The sequence below is a fragment of the Companilactobacillus furfuricola genome, from assembly GCF_003946325.1.
GTDB classification, from domain to species: domain Bacteria; phylum Bacillota; class Bacilli; order Lactobacillales; family Lactobacillaceae; genus Companilactobacillus; species Companilactobacillus furfuricola.
Genome location: NZ_RHNT01000019.1, coordinates 1 through 17,197 on the forward strand (window position 1 = coordinate 1; position 17,197 = coordinate 17,197).

Sequence of the window (17,197 nt, forward strand, 5' to 3'; positions counted from 1 at the left end):
AACAAAAAATGGACGAAAACCAAAAATCGGTTTTCGTCCATTTTTTATTGTACAGAGAACACTTATGTCACATTCTCTTTTTCCTTATTTATAAATTGCAAATTCAACGGATTAGTCAAAGACACTCAAAAATTTTCTTAGAGAATAATTTTGCTGCCATCTCGATGGGTTTTATCACAATTACAATACTTCTATATCCACATTATTTTGATCCACTAGATTTCTGTTTTCTTTGATCAAAATAAGTAATTATCACTGAACCTATCACGACTATTACAACACCGGAATAAATCGACGGTCGACCGAAACCGATCGACAATAAAAAAAGCGGCAAAGCAGTACTGCTCAAGATTCCGTACTTGCCTAATTTGCGAGTTAGTTTCATGCCAATTTTGGTAAACCAAATAAAAATGAGCCAAATAATTATTAATGAAAGATTGATAACATCTAAAGACATATGAATCCCACCACTTTCGGTTACATTTTGTATTTCAAATAATTGACGGATAATAGCATTAATAAAATTACGATGGTTAATGGTAATAACAACGGTGTATCTTTATAAACTAGATAAGCTGAGAATAGAGATAACGGCACTGAGATGGCAAACCTCCACAATCCAACAAATTCACGCAGGTTCTTTCCAAATCTACCGTTTAAGCCAATGATCGATAGACATAATACTAACGCCAATAAATGGCTAACACTCATCCAATCCCCCCAAATTAGTTAAATTTGATATCAAATCAAAAAATAATGCAGAAAAAATCCGATCATTACGATCAATATCGTCAACAATACCAAACTCATCCGCAAATAAGACTTATTATTCAGCGATAGTCCTTGAACACAAAGAGCCAAGGTCAAAGAAAACAAGACTACAAAATCGATAACAGCTGACATCGTAATGAAAGCGACTGAAATCAGAGCAAAAAAAAGCAAGCCAATCGTTAATCGATCCCGATAATACTTCCTATTTATTAAGTAAAACAATCCCAAGTGCACAAGCGCTGCCACAGAATGTGGCAAGGCTAACAAGCTATCATATAATGAAGACAACATTGATCCCTCCATCATTAAATATACCAATCGAATGTAAAGTTCCTGTAAATTTAATGAAAAAAATCAAATAAACTCATTTCTCTTTAAAAAAGTGCCGAAGATGTTCAGAGCAAGATATTTAGTCTTTTGCACAATTGAACTATAATAAGTCACAATACCTATCATATATGGAAGGAGGCTATCTGATGGTTAGCTCAAAATATTTTTCATTAGAAAAATATGATCAACAAAATATCAATCGCATGTCCTTTTTCTCCGCCCTGGCATTTGGATTGACTCATGCAGTTATCTTGCGCAAAAGTGACTTTGCTAAGATGCATCATTTTATAAATGGTGACCCCGTTCATGTGTTTGACGGTATTTTACGACCAGATGAAATAACTCCGGAATTGATCAACATGGGACGACAATTAGCTGGACAAATTCGGACCGTCCCCTTCACTGCCATTTCTGAAGAATCGCCTCCTGAATCGAGAGATTTTGTGGTCTCTTTTAACAGCACGTCAGCCTTTTTCAACTTCACAACGGCGTTACAAACGCTAGTTAAAGAACAACGAAACAGTCGTCATTTTGCCGTCAACACTAATTGGGTCTTAGAGCAAGCTCAAGGAGTCCCCCGCCAGTATGAAGGTCCCGCCAAAGCAACCATCTTTGATATTAATACTAATTCCAGCCTCGGTTGCTACAAATTCAATGGTATCGGAACTAACAGTTTTTACATGGAAGATCCTAAAATTGCTATGAAAGTAATCGATGACCTGTACGAGATCCAGTGCCGTGAATTCCGGGAGAGAGCACTAGTTTTAAATATCGACCCTAATAAATTACTAAAGTTCACTCCGATTATTCAAAAAATCAAAGTGACCACTCGACCGATCCAATCCGAGATTATTTTTGAAAATGAGAGTTATTTATTAAAGCCTCAAACTATTCACGCTGACGAACCAGAAGCTTCGTTCTTTATTTAATAACCATGGACTATTACGCGACCCGTAATGATCCATGGTTTTTCATTTTAACAAAATTATTCTACTCAACATCGACAAGCACTCTGCGCTGGAATCTTTATAATTACAAAATAATAACTTTTTTTATTTAGGGAGTGATTATCTTGCTAACGACTAAGACTTTTAACGTGTTTAAAGGGATCGATCAAAATGCCACTTTCATGTCACCATATTTAGGATTAAAGCTCGGTTTATGCGATGCTGTTTGCCTATCCGGTGAACAATTCCAGCAAGAAGAAAGATTCTTAAATGAGCAAATTGCCCCGATTTATCACAGCTTAATACCCGAATTGGAGAATCGTGATCTCGCTAAGATCTTAAATGATTTGCCAGTCAGTATGATCAACCACATTGTTTCCGCGAGAACTCCTGAAGGTTTAGCTATTTTAACTCGGCACTTAAATAAATTTGCCCAGGATCTTCCCTTTCATCCTACTAACAGTATCCATCTAGCACTAGACGTTCTATCCGGACAAGATCAAGATATTGCAACGGATTTCTACTCTTACATTGAAACTACCGCTGAACCGATCGCAGAATTTTACCGATACACTTGCATTGGCAACACTTCATATTACGCATTAAATCTCAAAGACGCTTTAACTGATATCAAACAAACTTATCAGCGACAATGTCGACAAATAAAGCTCATCAGTAAAAACATAAATATCGATCCACATGAGTTAACCAAATTCAGCATTTTAATTGAAAAAATAATCGTAAACAAGCAACAACAAATCTCTAAAGTTGATATTTCAAATTCTTTTACGATAACTCCAATAGATTTGATATGATCTTTAGTTTCAGAATATTTTAGCAAAAAAACAATTATTTCCAATATGGGAGATCATCTCATTTTTTGTATTTTCACATACCTTTTCTTAAATTTCACGAACATAATAAAACGCTGATCAGGCTCGATCAAAATAAGCATTCTCGATTTATACGCTAAAAAATAATATTGAAATTCAAAAAAGCCGAATTTTTCCATTTAAATAAATATATTTGATGTTTTCACCGATTCACACTGATTCGTGCACCAATTTGAAATTATTGATATACTCAAAAAGACTTTTTATTTTATAACATCAATAATTTTCCAGTCATATATGACTAACACTGGCCGCATTAGGTATAATGTGACTTAGGGAATAAGTTTTAATGATAAATAATTTCAAAATATTTTAATTGGGGATGCAATCTATATGTTGAATAAAGCTCAAAAATTAGTGACCCAGATCACTTTATTTTGCATGGTCATATTTACAACCATTGTTTTTATAATTATGTTGAAAAATGTTTTCCAGACTTATATGCAAAGTCATTTGGTACTTTTCTCTTTAGCACTAATATTAACTTTACTGGGTGTTATTCTGATATCATATCTTCTTTATATTATCCCGGAAAATAAATTGGCTAATAGACTAACCATTCTGGCAATGATGCTGGTTTTTGTTATTGTTTCTTTACTATGGATAAATTTTGTTCCTAAAACACAAATCAGCGATTTTGGTAATTTCTGGTCTCGTGTTACTGGGATTCTTAAGGGAGATTTGCTTTATTATACAAATCAAGATTATTTTGCCAAATGGGCCTATCAAACCGGATTTATGGCATATATTCTCTTATTAGTTAAAATATTCGGTTTTCATATACTTCCAGTTCAATTGTTGAATATTCTCTATCAAGTATTTACTATTTTATTAATTTATAAAATTACTCTCAAGATATTTAAGAATGTAAAAATGGCTCGTATTAGCGCATTTTTGCTGATGATTGATCTTGACTGGTTTGCAATCAGCTCTCAAGCCGATAATCAATATCTTGGTTCGTTTCTTTTCTTACTTACCTTCTACTTAGTATTGCAAAACAAGTATTGGTCATATCTATTAGCCGGTATATGTTTGGCCTTAGGGGCTATTATTCGACCTATTGGACCAGTAATTATTGCTGGTATTATTGTATATGCTATCGTTTATGCAATTGTTAATAATAATTCTATTCATATTGAGCAACTTTGGAAGTTGCTCGTTTTATTGGGAATGTATTTTTTAATTTTCAATGGTGCAGGCTTGTTAATTAAAAGTTCAGGTCTAAATCAATATGGTCTATCCAACCGTGATCCTGGTTGGAAATTCGCTGTTGGTTTAAATTATCGATCTGGTGGGACCTACGATCAAAAGTTATTTGAACAGATCAACACCAATAAGAATCAACAACAAATGAAGCAAGAAGAAAAAAAGATACTCACTGATGAAATTTCTTACTTGAACAAAAATCATAAATGGCTTAGTTTATTCCAAAAAAAGATTTCCACATCTTGGTCAAGCAGCTCACATGCAATAGATTTTACTAGCGTCAACACCAAAGTATCTCCTCGGACTTATCAGAAATTAACCTTATTAGGTTATTTAGGATCTATAATAATCATTTTGTTCTCTTGGATCGGTTCATTTGTGCTCTACAAAATGAAAGAATACCAAGGGATATTCTTACTGATCCTTCCGTTTTTAGCTTTTGCGGTCGTCCAATTGTTCATTGAAGTTCAAGGAAGATATCGGATCGAATTTATCCCAATTTTAGCTATTATTAGTAGTATCGGAATGATGGAAATCGTCAAACGGATACCCACAATTTTTCATCAACGCAAACAAATAGAATAATATATACAAAGAGGCATGATCCCCAAACTAAAGGATCATGCCTCTTTTAATGCTATTCTTTTTCATCAGCTAGCTGACGTTTGCTAGCTTTGTCCAACTTATCGCGTTTTCGAAAAATGATAAACTTACTGAATACGTAGTTAAGCACGACTACCACAACGTTGGCTACGATTTTAACTAAGAACTTACTTTGTCCCAGTAAAGTAACACCGATCGTCATCGTACCCTGGTCAATGACCCAGGAAGCTGCCCGAAATAGGAAGAATGAACCCATCTCAAGCCAAAATGCTTTCCAAGTATTGGTATGGGAATTAAAGACCCATAATTTATTTGTAACGTATGCAAATGCAACAGATAAGAAATATGCCACTACATTAGCAATTTGATAATTCCAATGCAGCGGATATGCAAACCAAGTAAAACAAGCAATATTTACTACAGTTGTCAGAACACCAAAAAACAAATAAGGAATGGTGTCCTTATATTTATTCCATAATTCTTTCATTATCCGTTTGATTCTCCCTAGTGGCTTAATTTCCAGTTCTTGTAGGATAGACCAATGAAGTATGCAATTACCTCAAAGGCTGAAATAAAGAACGTTACCGGCCAATTCGTGACGAAGGCTAAGTATAAGCCTAGCCAAACTCCGGCCAGCGACAGTCCAACTGAAACCATAAGCAAATTCGGCACTGAGTGTACCAAATATCTGGCTGTTGCACCAGGTAAAGTTAAAAGAACAAATACTAGCAATGACCCAACGATCTGGGCGCCGATACTGACACTTAAAGCTAAAGTAATCAAAAATATTACTGAAAGCATTCGTGTGTTCAAGCCTGAAGCCTGGGCTCCAATATGGTCGAATGAATCAAAAGCTAGTGGTTTATAGCAAATAATAAAGACTACAATAACAAAAATTGCTAAGATCAGCAATTGGTGAACTTCAGTTGAACTTATACCTACAATACTACCAAATAAGATATTTGTCGCATAAGAGCTCGATTCCGAAGACAATGATAAAAATAAAATCCCTAAACCTATAAATAGCGATGATATTGCACTGATCGATGCTTCACGCCGCGATGATTCAGTACTTAAACTACCGACGGCGATCGAACTGACTAATGTAAATAAAATCATCCCCGCAAGTGGCGAGATACCCACTAAAATACCAAACGAAGCACCAGCAAAACCGATCTCTGATAAGGTGTGTGAAAGGAACGACATATTTCTTGAAACTACAAAAACACCGACAATACCGGCTGTTATTGCAATAAATGTACTAGCAATAAAAGCTTCTCGCATAAATTCATATCCAAACATGCTCTTCCTCCTTATTCAAACATATCTTCCGAAATTTCGTCCACACCTATGCTCTCTACCGAATGATTTTCGAATAAGAGGGCTCGCTTCGTGTAACGTTTAGTCAAATCAGAATCATGTGTAATGAATAAAACTGTCAAACCATGTTCTCGATTTAATTTTTGAACTAAATTCATCAATTGAACTTTGACGTCAACATCTAAACTCGCTGTCGATTCGTCCAAGATCAATACTTTTGGATGTCCCACCAAAGCTTGTGCTAAATATGCCTTTTGCTTTTCACCACCAGAGGCTAAGCCAAGCGGGCGTTTGCGCAAGTCCATCAAGTTTGTCTGTTGCAAGATACTTTGAACATTTTTATTATTTTGACGTCTTTTTTGTGGATTTAAAGTAAATTTTAAGTTAAGTCGCATAAACTGTTCAATATTGAGCGGATAATCCAAATCAATGTTACGAAACTGTGGTACGTAACCGATTTTCTCGTGATGATCCATCTCGATCTTGCCACTCGTCTTCTTCTCTAGTCCCATTAAAATCTTGACTAATGTTGACTTACCGGCACCATTACGACCAACAATGCTGACAAATTCCCCATCGTCGATCTTAAAATTGACATCTTTAAAAACTACTTGCTTACCAAATTTCTTAGTAAGATTCTTTGCCTCGATCAATAGCTTACTCCTTAACTACCTTTTCAATCTGGTCCAAATTATCCGACATCCAGCTATAATACCCAACATCACTTGGCAATGTTTCAGTGAAGTAAACGATCGGAATATGATAATGCTTTGCGGTATCCATCATCTTAGTAATGATACTGCTGCTGACTTGTTTGTTGACAACGATGAAATCGACTTTATGATCTTTCATCCCTTGCTCCATATCATTAACATCTTTGATCGACGGATCGGTGTCTTCTTCAATAGCTTTCGCAAAATGAGTATCGGCAATTTTGACACCAATATCTTTTAGTAAGTAATAAGGTAGTGGCTCCGTAACATATGCCACTTTCCCCTGAGCTATTTTCTTAATGGATTTTTCACGGTCAGATAAATGATCCAGCTTGTGTGTATATTTTTTATAATTAACATAATAGTAATTTTTACTATTTACGTCAACCCTTGTCATATGTTGATAAACCGCTTTCGACAGCTTCTTCATGTGATCAACACCGAACCAAATATGTTCATTGTCGCCATTTTTCAGTCCTAAAACATTCCCAAAATCAATAAAGTTTTTCTGCTGACTATTAGCTGTGACCATCTTATTGATCCAGTCGTCATATCCCAGGCCGTTGGCGACTATGAGCTTGGAATCAGCTACTTGTTTCGAGTTATTGGTCGATGGCGAGAAACTGTGTGGATCAACGTTGACCGACTTGATGATCGGTTCGACTTGATATTTATCTCCTACAATACTTTGAACTGGTTCGTTATAAGTATTAACCGTCGTCGTTATGATATTTTTTTGAGAATTATTTTTTGAGCAGCCAGTCAAGACTAAAATCATTAATAAAAATATGGCTAAAAAATACTTTTTACGTTTCATCGACGATCTCCATGATTTTTTTCAAAATTTAAGAGGTCAAGACTTTTGTCCCGACCTCTTAATAATTATCCTTAACTTATTTTACCAAATTTGGAAATATTGACCATTAGCTGGTACTAAATAACTTCCAACTGGTGAATTTGAATTCTTAGTATATACGTTAACTTGGTAACCCTCAATGTTATTCCAAGTTATCTTACCATTAGCAACATATTGCGTCGTTGCTTTGTCATAAGTAGATGCCAACTTGTCACCTAAAAAAGTAGTGGCATCACTAGCTGAGTTGATGACATTGGCATTAGACTGCGTAGCATCTGCTTGTGTAGATGACTTATCGCTTGCATCAGTCTTTTGGTTGCTCTTTGCACTTGAGTTAGTATCGGCAGCACTTGCATCTGATTGCGATCCGCTTTGATTAGTTGATTTAGCGTTTGTCGTTGTTTCGTCGTCACTCTCAGTATCTTTAGCAGACTTCGTCTGGTTGCTTGAATTAGCATTCGAATCTGAAGCATTTGATTTGGTACTCTTCATCTGTTCAGTATTATCTTTTGATTGTGTTGAACTAGATGTCTGTGTATTCGAGCATCCAGCCAACAGTAAGCCAGCTAAGACAGCCGTGGTTATTGATAATTTTTTTAGCATAAATAAGTACCTCCCGTAACTTAAATATAAAGGGGGTTACGATTTTATTCAATAAAATGTTCGATAACATTAATAAATCTTAGAAAAATCGATTTCCTCGCCTCTGCGTAATTTCATTCCTAATTCGATTGATTTGTCAGCGATGATACTTTGGGCATCAATAACCTCGAAATCATGATCTGACGCCTTTTCTTGGGCTAATGATAATTCAGTACAACCCAAGACGATGACGTCACAATCAAATTTATCGTGCATCGTTTGTAAGATATGATGATATTTCTCTTTATTGACTGCTCCGGCCACTTTGATGTCGTCATAGATCAAACTCTCAACCTCATCTTGAACAGCTTGATCTCCTAGTGAAACGTTAAAGCCTGCGTCCTTGATCTCATCTTCATAAATATGATCGTACAACGTACCTTTAGTAGCGATCAGACCGATCTTCTTAGCATTAGGATGTTGTTTCTTCATCGTACTAATTGCCAAATGTGGCATATTGATGATCGGAATATCTGTCGCAGCTTGGATCTCATCATACAAATAATGAGCCGTATTGCAGATCATGATCATAAAAGCTGGTTTCAACAAACTTTGTTGCTCAACATCCTCTTTTAAAGCTGGCAAAAAACTAGGCTGACTGTGGTCAACGATATAACTCGTTCGATCCGGAACTGTCGCATGATTGACAACGATATAATCTAGATAATCTTGATCCTTTTGAGTCTTAGTTCTTTGATCAAGAATCCTAACAAAACTTTCAGTAGCTAAAGTCCCCATTCCTCCAAGGACTGTAAAGAAGTTTTTCATAGTTATTCTCCTTCGATATCCCTCAAAACTGATTTGGCAACAACGGAATCGGTAGGATATGGAACATCGATCCCCTTAGTCTTTTGATATGGATCATCACCTTTAGCAGCTAAGACAATAATATCTCCCGACTGGCTAGTAGTGATCATTTCTCTGATAGCTTCTTCTCGATCAAGAATGATCTTCGTCGACACTTTGTCATGGTCGATTTTCTCGTCGATCTGGCGACAAATATCTGCTGGATCTTCAAAACCAGGATCATCAGTAGTTAAGATAGCGGAATCTGCTAATTCCGTCAATACCTTAGAAAATCCCGAACGTCTAGAAATCCCTTTATCACCCGGACTACCAACGATTACTTTGATCTTAGACCCAGGATATTCTCTGCGTAAGAAACCAAGTAGAGCCTTCATACTAGCATAGTTATGCGCATAGTCAACAAAGATGATTCCATGGTCCTTAGTAATAATGTGTTCCATTCTTCCGGGAACATGAGCTCCCTGTAGTCCATCGTATATATTAGTAACTGGGATCTTAACTAGACCAGTGGCCAAAATTGCAGCTGTCGCATTAACTTCATTGAAATCGCCAACTAGCCCCAATTTATAATCTCCAGCAACTTGTAATGTTTTAGCTTTATCAGATACGGCACTGACAGTAAAAATACTATCTTTTAAAGTCGCCTCTTTAGACGTCAACAAGAAATCGAGATCTGACTTAGTTTGGTCACGTCCGAATAAGTAAATTTGATCTGTCGAACTAGTTTGCTTAGCAGCGTCGTAAACTGTCTCAAAGTCGTTTGTATCACGATTGATAATGTTTATTTTGGAATTTACGAGTAATTGCTTCTTGCAGTATAAATAATCAGCATAAGTTGGATGCTCATTTTTACCAATGTGATCAGGTGTGATATTTAAAAATCCACCAATATCAAAGGTTAATCCGTACACACGGTTCTTCTTATATGCTTGTGAAGAAACTTCCATCACTAAATGCGTCATCCCATTATCCACAGCACGACGCATATCACGATAAAGATCCAAGGATTCTGGAGTGGTTAAATCAGATTTAAATTCATCTTCTGGATTAGGACCAACGATTCGATCGATCGTGGAAAAAAGCGCAACTTTTTGAGGATAAATCTCTTTCAAAATATCATAGATGAAATATGAAGTTGTCGTTTTCCCCTTGGTTCCGGTAAAGGCAATGATAAATAAATCCCTGTCTGGGTAACCAAAGTAGGCTGCACTTAAAACCGCTAAGGCTTTGGAAGCGTCACTGACGATCAAATTATCTGTATCTTCATCAAAAGCTTCTTCAGCAACGTAGATCACTGCCCCAGCCTGTTGTGCTTGCTTTAAATAATCTGGTTTAAAATTGATTCCTTTGCAAAAAAAGATCCCATTGGTTTGGTCTTCTTTTGAATTGTAGCTAATATTAGTCACGACTTTTTCTGGATCTGTGACTTTACTAGATACTAATAAATTGTGTTGTTCGAGGATCTCTATGGCTTGACTTATTTTTAAACTCATAATTTCCTCCTAAAAGAGATTTTTAAAGAAGTTGGCAATGTTATCCCAAAATGAAGTGTGGACTTTTTTAGGAACGATTTTTTTGACTGGATTTTTCACATTTGGATAATTGATGTATCCATAAGGAACATTCTTAACGATCAGCTGTGCTTGCTTTTTGCCGTGAGCAACGTTGAATCCCAGCTTATTCGGTGTTGTTTTGTAAATAAACGAGTTAGGATCAGTTCCACTTGGGACCCACATCTTTACATCACGATAAGTCTTATACTTTTCTTTCTTAGTGATGAGGATCTCGTGATTTTTCTTGACGACGGTTTGATATTTATAAGAATCGTTGATTAAATGGGCCAGATTTTGGGTACTTCTAAAACGCTTATCTTTGTCATTTGCCCCACCTTGAGCATCCATAACAATTGTGACGATCCTTGTGCCATTGATTGGGTACGTTCCCACAAAAGAATCTCCAGCTTGCTTAGTTGTTCCCGTCTTAAGACCATCGAATTCATAGCCTTCTTGATAATCACGATTACCTTTTAGCAACAAATTCAGTGATTTATAGATCTTATCACCTTGACTAGTAGAGAAAGTTAGATCGGGTTGTGAGGTCGTCTTTAGCACTTCCGGATACTCATCCAAAATATGCTTAACGATGATCCCGATATCATAGGCAGACAGCTTGTTTTCACCATCCTTGCTACCAAGATACATCCCTTTGTCCAAATCAGAATTATTTAATCCAGAAACATTGTTGATCTCAGCATCTTTAATACCCCAACTTTTCGCTGTTTTACGCATCATTTTGATAAAGTTCGTTTCCGAACCACCAACTTTTTGAGCTAACATCATAGCTGCTGAATTTGATGAAACGATCCAGGCTGCATCGTACAGTTGCTTGACTGTATACTCCTTGTTAGCATCCAAACTAACATTAGCTAGCTCATCCAAGTTAGTCATATCTGCTTGTGCTTGGGTCGGTTTTATTGTATCAGTAAATTTCAAATTATTTTGATGAATTGCTTTAGTAACTAAATATAACGTTAATATCTTAGTGATTGAGCCAATTGCCACTTTTTTATTGGCATTTTCGGCGTATAAAATTTGACCAGAGTTTTCATCGAAGGCCAAAGCTGCCTTAGCATTAACATTTGCTACAAAAGACTCAGCTTGGGCAGTTTGTGGATCAAACACTGGTAACATTAATAAAATTGCCAATGCGATCACAAGTTTTTTAAAAAATTTCTTCATTGTTAGTCCTCATTATTGTTTGACTTGGTCATTGGGAAATGAATAATAAATGACGTCCGGTCAGGCGTTGATTGGACATTGATTTGACCACCGTGCATTTTGACCATACTTTGAGCGATCGCTAGTCCCAAACCAGTTCCACCAGTTTCTTTAGAACGGGAATCTTCCACTCGATAAAAGCGGTCAAAAAGCGAGTCGAGTGACTTTTGAGGGATCGGTTTACCATTATTAGAAACCGTCACCACGACTTCTTTAGGTGTTTGTTTCGCATCCAACCACAGATGAGTGGCACCTTTACCATATTTGAAGGCGTTCATAATTAAATTATTGAAAACACGCCCCAATTTATCAGTATCTCCTGACATCAAGATCTTATCCGGCTTAGCCGTAACAACGATCTCCATGCCTCGTTTATTAGCTTCCAGTTCAAAATCGGCTGAAAGCTGATCTAGCATTTGTGCCATATCGAATTTTGTCATCGATAAAGTACTATTTGCATGCTCTACATTAGCATACTCAAACAAATCGTTCACTAACGTTTGCATCTCAAGCGACTTCTTGTAGGCGACGTGGGTATATTTCAAAATTTGATCAAGATCTTGATAATTTTGACTTTCGATCAGTCCTAAATAACCAATGATCGAAGTCAGTGGCGTTCTAATATCATGGCTGACATTAGTGATCAATTCATCTTTGCTCTCTTCAGAGCGACGTTGCTCAGTAATGTGTTCATTCGTATTTGCGATCAAAGAATTGATATTATCAACAACTCCTTGCAGACGCTTATTAACTTGCAGATTGATTTGTTGATTCAAGTCACCTTTGGCAATATTAGCTAATTCTTTCTCAATGTATTCCATTTGAAATTGACGATAAGACTTCATCACCACATGGATCGAAATGAATACTTCTAAAATAATAACTAATGCCAATAGCAATAAAACACGATAAAAACTATCGTGCGACATGTCCATCTGGATCAACTCTGAAAAGCTCTTATAATCAGTGCTTCTGAAAAATAAATTAGAAGACATGATCAAAATTATGTTTATGACCTGAAATAAAAGAAAGGTGCCTATTCCTTCAATTAGGAGGACACCCTTTTCCTTATCATTCAGTTTAATTTGTTTTTTCAAAAAACTAAACCTCCACTTTGTAACCAACGCCCCAAACAGTTTCGATGACTTTCTCGCCATCAGTAGCTTCTTCTAATTTGTCACGTAAATGAGAAACGTGAACCATAACTGTCTTAGCAGAAACTACGCTTTCTTGTTTCCAAACGCGTTCAAAAATCTCATCAGCTGAAAAGACGCGGTTTGGGTGGCTGGCTAACAAATAAAGCACACCAAATTCAAGTGCCGTCAACTGGACCTTGTTGCCAGAATCTGTGACCACCTCATGTGAATCCTTATAAATCGTAATTGGACCAACTTCTAGCTTATCAGGAACGTTCTTGGAAGCTTGTTGCGCACTCCGACGAAGCAAAGAGCGGATCCGAGCCATAACTTCCAACGGATTAAATGGCTTAGTTACGTAGTCATCAGCTCCCGTGATCAAGCCTTGGATCTTATCCATATCTGTCGTCTTTGCTGAAACAATGATAATTGGAATCTGCGAATCCTTACGAACACGCTTAGTAACCTCAATACCATCCATATTGGGCATCATAATATCCAAAACCATCAAAGCAATGTCGCTATGTTGGGCAAGCGCATCTAATGCCTCTTGTCCAGAATTGGCAGTAATTGGCTCATAGCCTTCATTCTTAATATAAATGCTGAGCAATTCCACAATTTCTTTGTCGTCGTCAACCACTAAAATCTTCATAGAAAACCCACCTAAACAACATTTTTAATACTTATGATACTATTATACAATAATAAGCAGATGAATTCCTAACCCACAAAAAGAAAGCGAAAACCGATGAATTTTCTAAAAAAAAGACTCCGATTCATAATCATAATAATCTTCTCCGTATCGATCCTAGCCTTCGTCCAATACAAATTCCAAACCGACCCCAAACTAACCAGCGGTCGCATCCAACTCTACGGGCAATTACTAAAAATCGCATGTGGGGGATTCGGGCTGTATGGATTAGTCATGTGCTTCAGAGTGAAGTAGCACAGAGAGCGCAGCGAGGTTGGTCAGCTGCTGAGGATTAACGCGTGTAGTCGCACAAGGTGCTGCGAAGCAGTGCCGCGACTACATGTGTTAACCGGAGGCCGCTACCTCGCGGAGCTCGTTTCAAAATCCTTGAGGATAAAAATAAACAGTTCTATCCATTTCGCAGCAAGTTTAGCCAATAATAATAAATAGCACCATTCCAAATCTGAATACCAGTATCACCAATACTTGTGTTAACCGGAGGCCGCTGTGCCTCGGAGCTCGTTTTAACATCCTTGAGGATAAAAATAAACAACTCTATCCATTCGCAGCAATTTTATCAATAATAATAGGTAAGCACCACTCCAAATCTGAATATCAGTACCACCAACTCTTGTGTTAACCGGAGGCCGCTACCTCGCGGAGCTCGTTTCAAAATAGAAAGTGGAAGGCGACGGTCAGCTGCTGAGGATTTAGGGACTGTCAGCACACAAGGTGCGACGAAGTCGTGCCTGCTGACAGTTTCTAAACCGGAGGCCGCTGTCGCCTGGAGCTCGTTTCAACATCCTTGAGGATAAAAATAAACAGATCTATCCAATTCGCAGCAAATTTAGCCAACAAGAATAGATACCAAGCTCTACAAAATCCCACACACCACACTGAAAACTTACAAACTATAAATCACGGTGTACTGAAACTAGTCCTCAAACAATACTGGCAAAGTTAATCCAAAATCAACAACAATCTAAAATAATTCAAAAAAAAGCATCGGCTGGCTTCAATTTCAACCGATGCTTTTTACTACTCTTTATTATCTGCACTACCCTTTTCAACCATCTTTCGATGATCTTCAATATTGCAACCTTCAGGACCACAAACACCACTTTCATTAGCCCCACCAAGTTGTTCAAATACAGGAATATCCTTCTTCTTTTCGTCGTCAGTCATAACTAAACCTCCTCAGCTAAAACTTTCTTTAAGGCTCCGACCATAACGTCATATGGTTGAGCACCTGAAATACCATACTTATTGTTAAGAACAAAGAATGGAGCTCCTCTAACACCAAGTTGTTGAGCTTCAACTTCATCACTAACAACGTCATTTTCAAATTCTTTACCATTCAAAACTTCTTCAACACGATCTTTATCAAGCCCTGCATCAGTAGCAGCTTTTAATAAAACATCATGATCAGCAATCGAATTGCCATCACTAAAGTAAACTTTGTAAAAAGCATCAATAACACGTTCCATCAAAGGATGATCATTTAATGAATCCGCCAATTTGATCAAGCGGTGTGCATCCATTGTATTAGTAGGAACTGCATTCATCAAATCGATCTTTAATCCATCAGACTCACCCATTTGGGAAATTTGTGACATCTGTTGTTTAGCTTGTTCTTCAGACATCCCATGTCCACCGGCAAAATTTTCTAGCATCGTCTTATTTGTATCTTTGGGTAAAGTAGGATCTAGTTGAAAAGACTTGAACTCCAATGGAGTCTCATCATAAATTTGTAATTCCTTTAAAGCTTTCTTCATCCGTGTTGACCCAATATAGCAAAATGGGCAGGCAATATCTGACCAATATTTAATTTCCATGACTAACCTCCAAATTTGAGTAACCTATTCAACTAATTGATTGAATAGTTAGATATTATCATCATTTTTATAATTGTCAATCAACTAGCTCTTAAGCTTGTTGACCCATGAACTGGCGCCAGTCAAAATAACTCTCGTTCAAGCTGTACGCATTGTGCCCATTTTCGTTTAACATCTTAGTAGCTTGATTCGTCAAAGCACACAGGTGTCCGCGACAATAAACGATGATATCTTTATTAGTATCTAAAGAATCGACTCTTTCGAACAATTGATCCATCGGAATATTGATGGCTCCGGGAATATGTCCAGCTGAAAATTCCTCGACCGGGCGGACATCCAACAGTTCAACGTCATTGCGCTCTAACAATTTAGTTGCTGTTGAAAGATCCAAAGTTCGCACTGACTCCTCAGCATCAAGATTTTGCTGAATAATTCGCATTGCTGATAATTGTTGTTCGCCGACATCTCGCAATAAATAAAATAATTGCTCGACCTCTTTGGATGCTAACGAATAAACTACAAAATTCCCTTTCTTAGAACAGGAAACCAGATGAGATTCCCGCAAAATCTTCAAATGACGTGAAGTATTAGCCACACTCATCCCTGATTGGCGCGCTAATAGATCCACGGACTTAGGACTTTGAGACAATAAATCTAAAATCTCCAATCGTTTGTCAGAAGAAACCCCCTTGCCGATCTTAGAAAGTTCCAAATAAAGCTTATTTTTATACTCATTGGCAGCATCATTCAAAGACATAAAATCACCTCGAGAAAATAAAATAGATAGTAAACAACTATTCAATTAAGTAATTAAATTGTACTAAATAAGAAAAAAATTGCAATTAATACGCAACTCATTTCCACAAAAAAAATCGGCAGCATTACGCTACCGATCTGAATAAATAAAAGTTAATTTTTAAATAAAACTACGTGTTTTAATACCCATGAATCGACGGTAGAAGAATCGACCGGCATAGGCTATTACAGCCAAGATCAAGTAAACTACGCCGTCCAACGGTGGGTTGATAGTCGTTGGAACAAATTGCATCAAACCTAGGAAGACAAACATGATCACTAAACCGGCACCCATGTATCCGATCGTTATCATAAGACCTGGACGTTCTGACTTCGGTTTTCTCATTTGTAAGTTGAACCATGTCAACAATACGCCCCACATAGCGGCTAGTAAAATCAAAGTAATGATACCAGTTTGATTTTGAGCCGTCTTGTCTTTGCTTGTCAATCCTACGATACCGTACAATACGCCGAATAAGGCAAAAAATAGTAGTGAAGTATCGATTGCCAAAGCCCAAAATGGTGTTTTCTTCTTAGGCTTAACTGGATGAGCGATATCGCCGGCCTTTTTGGAAACTGGACCGTACAATTGGTTAGCTGGGATACCCTTGATCTGATTCTCAATGATTTCAGGAAGCATCTTATCGATCGACTCTTTAGCTTCAGCTTCCGTAAAGTCATCGTCAGTCAAATATTTATTAAGTTTAAAAACATATTCTTCGTTCTTATTACTTAATTGTTTTCTTAATTCATCAGCATCAGCACTGTTGATCTTCTGAGCAATCTGCTCTTGTTTCTCTTTCTTAACAGAATTGCGCTTTTGTTTCTCTGCCGCTTTCTTATTTCTTTCTCTTAAATCGTCAGCCATCAATATC

Annotated in this window: 20 protein-coding genes; 3 read left to right on the forward strand and 17 right to left on the reverse strand. The window is 37.0% G+C overall.

From position 1 onward, the window contains the following. Positions 1-202: 202 nt before the first annotated feature. From EKM78_RS06710 to EKM78_RS06720, 3 genes are read right to left on the reverse strand one after another with little or no spacing between them, the layout of a single operon-like run. Positions 203-457 carry a hypothetical protein gene (locus tag EKM78_RS06710; protein ID WP_125770647.1) on the reverse strand — a complete coding sequence of 85 codons (255 nt, stop codon included), beginning with the start codon at positions 455-457 and terminating at the stop codon, positions 203-205. A 20-nt stretch (positions 458-477) separates the two neighbouring features. Next, on the reverse strand, positions 478-711 hold the full coding sequence (locus EKM78_RS06715; protein WP_125770649.1) for a hypothetical protein: 234 nt from the start codon (positions 709-711) through the stop codon (positions 478-480). A 30-nt stretch (positions 712-741) separates the two neighbouring features. After that, entirely contained in the window at positions 742-1,059 is a 318-nt protein-coding gene (locus EKM78_RS06720) for a hypothetical protein (RefSeq protein ID WP_164507230.1), read from the reverse strand. Positions 1,060-1,247: 188 nt separating this feature from the next. Between EKM78_RS06720 and EKM78_RS06725 the strand changes: the two genes are divergently transcribed. The 3 genes from EKM78_RS06725 (at position 1,248) to EKM78_RS06735 (ending at position 4,732) form a co-directional block, all read left to right on the forward strand. Next, a complete protein-coding gene (locus EKM78_RS06725; protein WP_125770653.1) occupies positions 1,248-2,030 on the forward strand; it encodes a hypothetical protein in 783 nt (260 codons plus the stop codon). 143 nt (positions 2,031-2,173) lie between these two features. Next, a complete protein-coding gene (locus tag EKM78_RS06730; protein WP_125770655.1) occupies positions 2,174-2,863 on the forward strand; it encodes a hypothetical protein in 690 nt (229 codons plus the stop codon). Between the two features lie 618 nt (positions 2,864-3,481). Continuing rightward, a complete protein-coding gene (locus EKM78_RS06735; RefSeq protein WP_245994864.1) occupies positions 3,482-4,732 on the forward strand; it encodes an ArnT family glycosyltransferase in 1,251 nt (416 codons plus the stop codon). Positions 4,733-4,784: 52 nt separating this feature from the next. On the opposite strand, the gene EKM78_RS06740 is transcribed toward EKM78_RS06735, so the two are convergent. The 14 genes from EKM78_RS06740 to EKM78_RS06800 all read right to left on the reverse strand — a co-directional run bounded on the left by EKM78_RS06740 (position 4,785) and on the right by EKM78_RS06800 (position 17,190). Next, on the reverse strand, positions 4,785-5,237 hold the full coding sequence (locus tag EKM78_RS06740; RefSeq protein WP_125770659.1) for a GtrA family protein: 453 nt from the start codon (positions 5,235-5,237) through the stop codon (positions 4,785-4,787). Positions 5,238-5,254: 17 nt separating this feature from the next. Beyond that, positions 5,255-6,052, reverse strand: a complete 798-nt coding sequence (locus tag EKM78_RS06745) for a metal ABC transporter permease (protein WP_125770661.1) — start codon at positions 6,050-6,052, stop codon at positions 5,255-5,257. A gap of 11 nt (positions 6,053-6,063) precedes the next feature. Beyond that, positions 6,064-6,723, reverse strand: a complete 660-nt coding sequence (locus tag EKM78_RS06750; RefSeq protein ID WP_125770663.1) for a metal ABC transporter ATP-binding protein — start codon at positions 6,721-6,723, stop codon at positions 6,064-6,066. A gap of 4 nt (positions 6,724-6,727) precedes the next feature. Continuing rightward, complete coding sequence (locus EKM78_RS06755; RefSeq protein ID WP_125770665.1) at positions 6,728-7,600, reverse strand: metal ABC transporter solute-binding protein, Zn/Mn family; 873 nt, start codon at positions 7,598-7,600, stop codon at positions 6,728-6,730. An 81-nt stretch (positions 7,601-7,681) separates the two neighbouring features. Next, positions 7,682-8,242, reverse strand: coding sequence for a hypothetical protein (locus EKM78_RS06760; RefSeq protein ID WP_125770668.1), 561 nt, complete (start codon positions 8,240-8,242; stop codon positions 7,682-7,684). 69 nt (positions 8,243-8,311) lie between these two features. Then, the gene (locus EKM78_RS06765; RefSeq protein WP_125770670.1) at positions 8,312-9,049 is read right to left on the reverse strand and encodes an amino acid racemase; all 738 of its coding nucleotides are present in this window, start codon (positions 9,047-9,049) and stop codon (positions 8,312-8,314) included. A 2-nt stretch (positions 9,050-9,051) separates the two neighbouring features. Beyond that, positions 9,052-10,581: a UDP-N-acetylmuramoyl-L-alanyl-D-glutamate--2,6-diaminopimelate ligase gene (locus tag EKM78_RS06770; RefSeq protein WP_125770672.1), complete on the reverse strand. Its 1,530-nt coding sequence runs from the start codon at positions 10,579-10,581 to the stop codon at positions 9,052-9,054. 9 nt (positions 10,582-10,590) lie between these two features. Continuing rightward, positions 10,591-11,826 carry a D-alanyl-D-alanine carboxypeptidase family protein gene (locus EKM78_RS06775; protein WP_125770674.1) on the reverse strand — a complete coding sequence of 412 codons (1,236 nt, stop codon included), beginning with the start codon at positions 11,824-11,826 and terminating at the stop codon, positions 10,591-10,593. Between the two features lie 2 nt (positions 11,827-11,828). Next, positions 11,829-12,962 (reverse strand): sensor histidine kinase, encoded by a 1,134-nt coding sequence (locus tag EKM78_RS06780; protein ID WP_125770676.1) that lies wholly within the window; start codon positions 12,960-12,962, stop codon positions 11,829-11,831. A 4-nt stretch (positions 12,963-12,966) separates the two neighbouring features. After that, on the reverse strand, positions 12,967-13,653 hold the full coding sequence (locus tag EKM78_RS06785; RefSeq protein WP_125770678.1) for a response regulator transcription factor: 687 nt from the start codon (positions 13,651-13,653) through the stop codon (positions 12,967-12,969). A 1,077-nt stretch (positions 13,654-14,730) separates the two neighbouring features. Then, complete coding sequence (locus EKM78_RS12605; RefSeq protein WP_164507231.1) at positions 14,731-14,877, reverse strand: hypothetical protein; 147 nt, start codon at positions 14,875-14,877, stop codon at positions 14,731-14,733. A gap of 2 nt (positions 14,878-14,879) precedes the next feature. Continuing rightward, complete coding sequence (locus EKM78_RS06790; RefSeq protein ID WP_125770680.1) at positions 14,880-15,527, reverse strand: DsbA family oxidoreductase; 648 nt, start codon at positions 15,525-15,527, stop codon at positions 14,880-14,882. A 91-nt stretch (positions 15,528-15,618) separates the two neighbouring features. Further along, positions 15,619-16,284, reverse strand: a complete 666-nt coding sequence (locus EKM78_RS06795; RefSeq protein WP_125770682.1) for an ArsR/SmtB family transcription factor — start codon at positions 16,282-16,284, stop codon at positions 15,619-15,621. Positions 16,285-16,443: 159 nt separating this feature from the next. Continuing rightward, a complete protein-coding gene (locus EKM78_RS06800; RefSeq protein WP_125770684.1) occupies positions 16,444-17,190 on the reverse strand; it encodes a DUF1129 family protein in 747 nt (248 codons plus the stop codon). Positions 17,191-17,197: the final 7 nt, after the last annotated feature.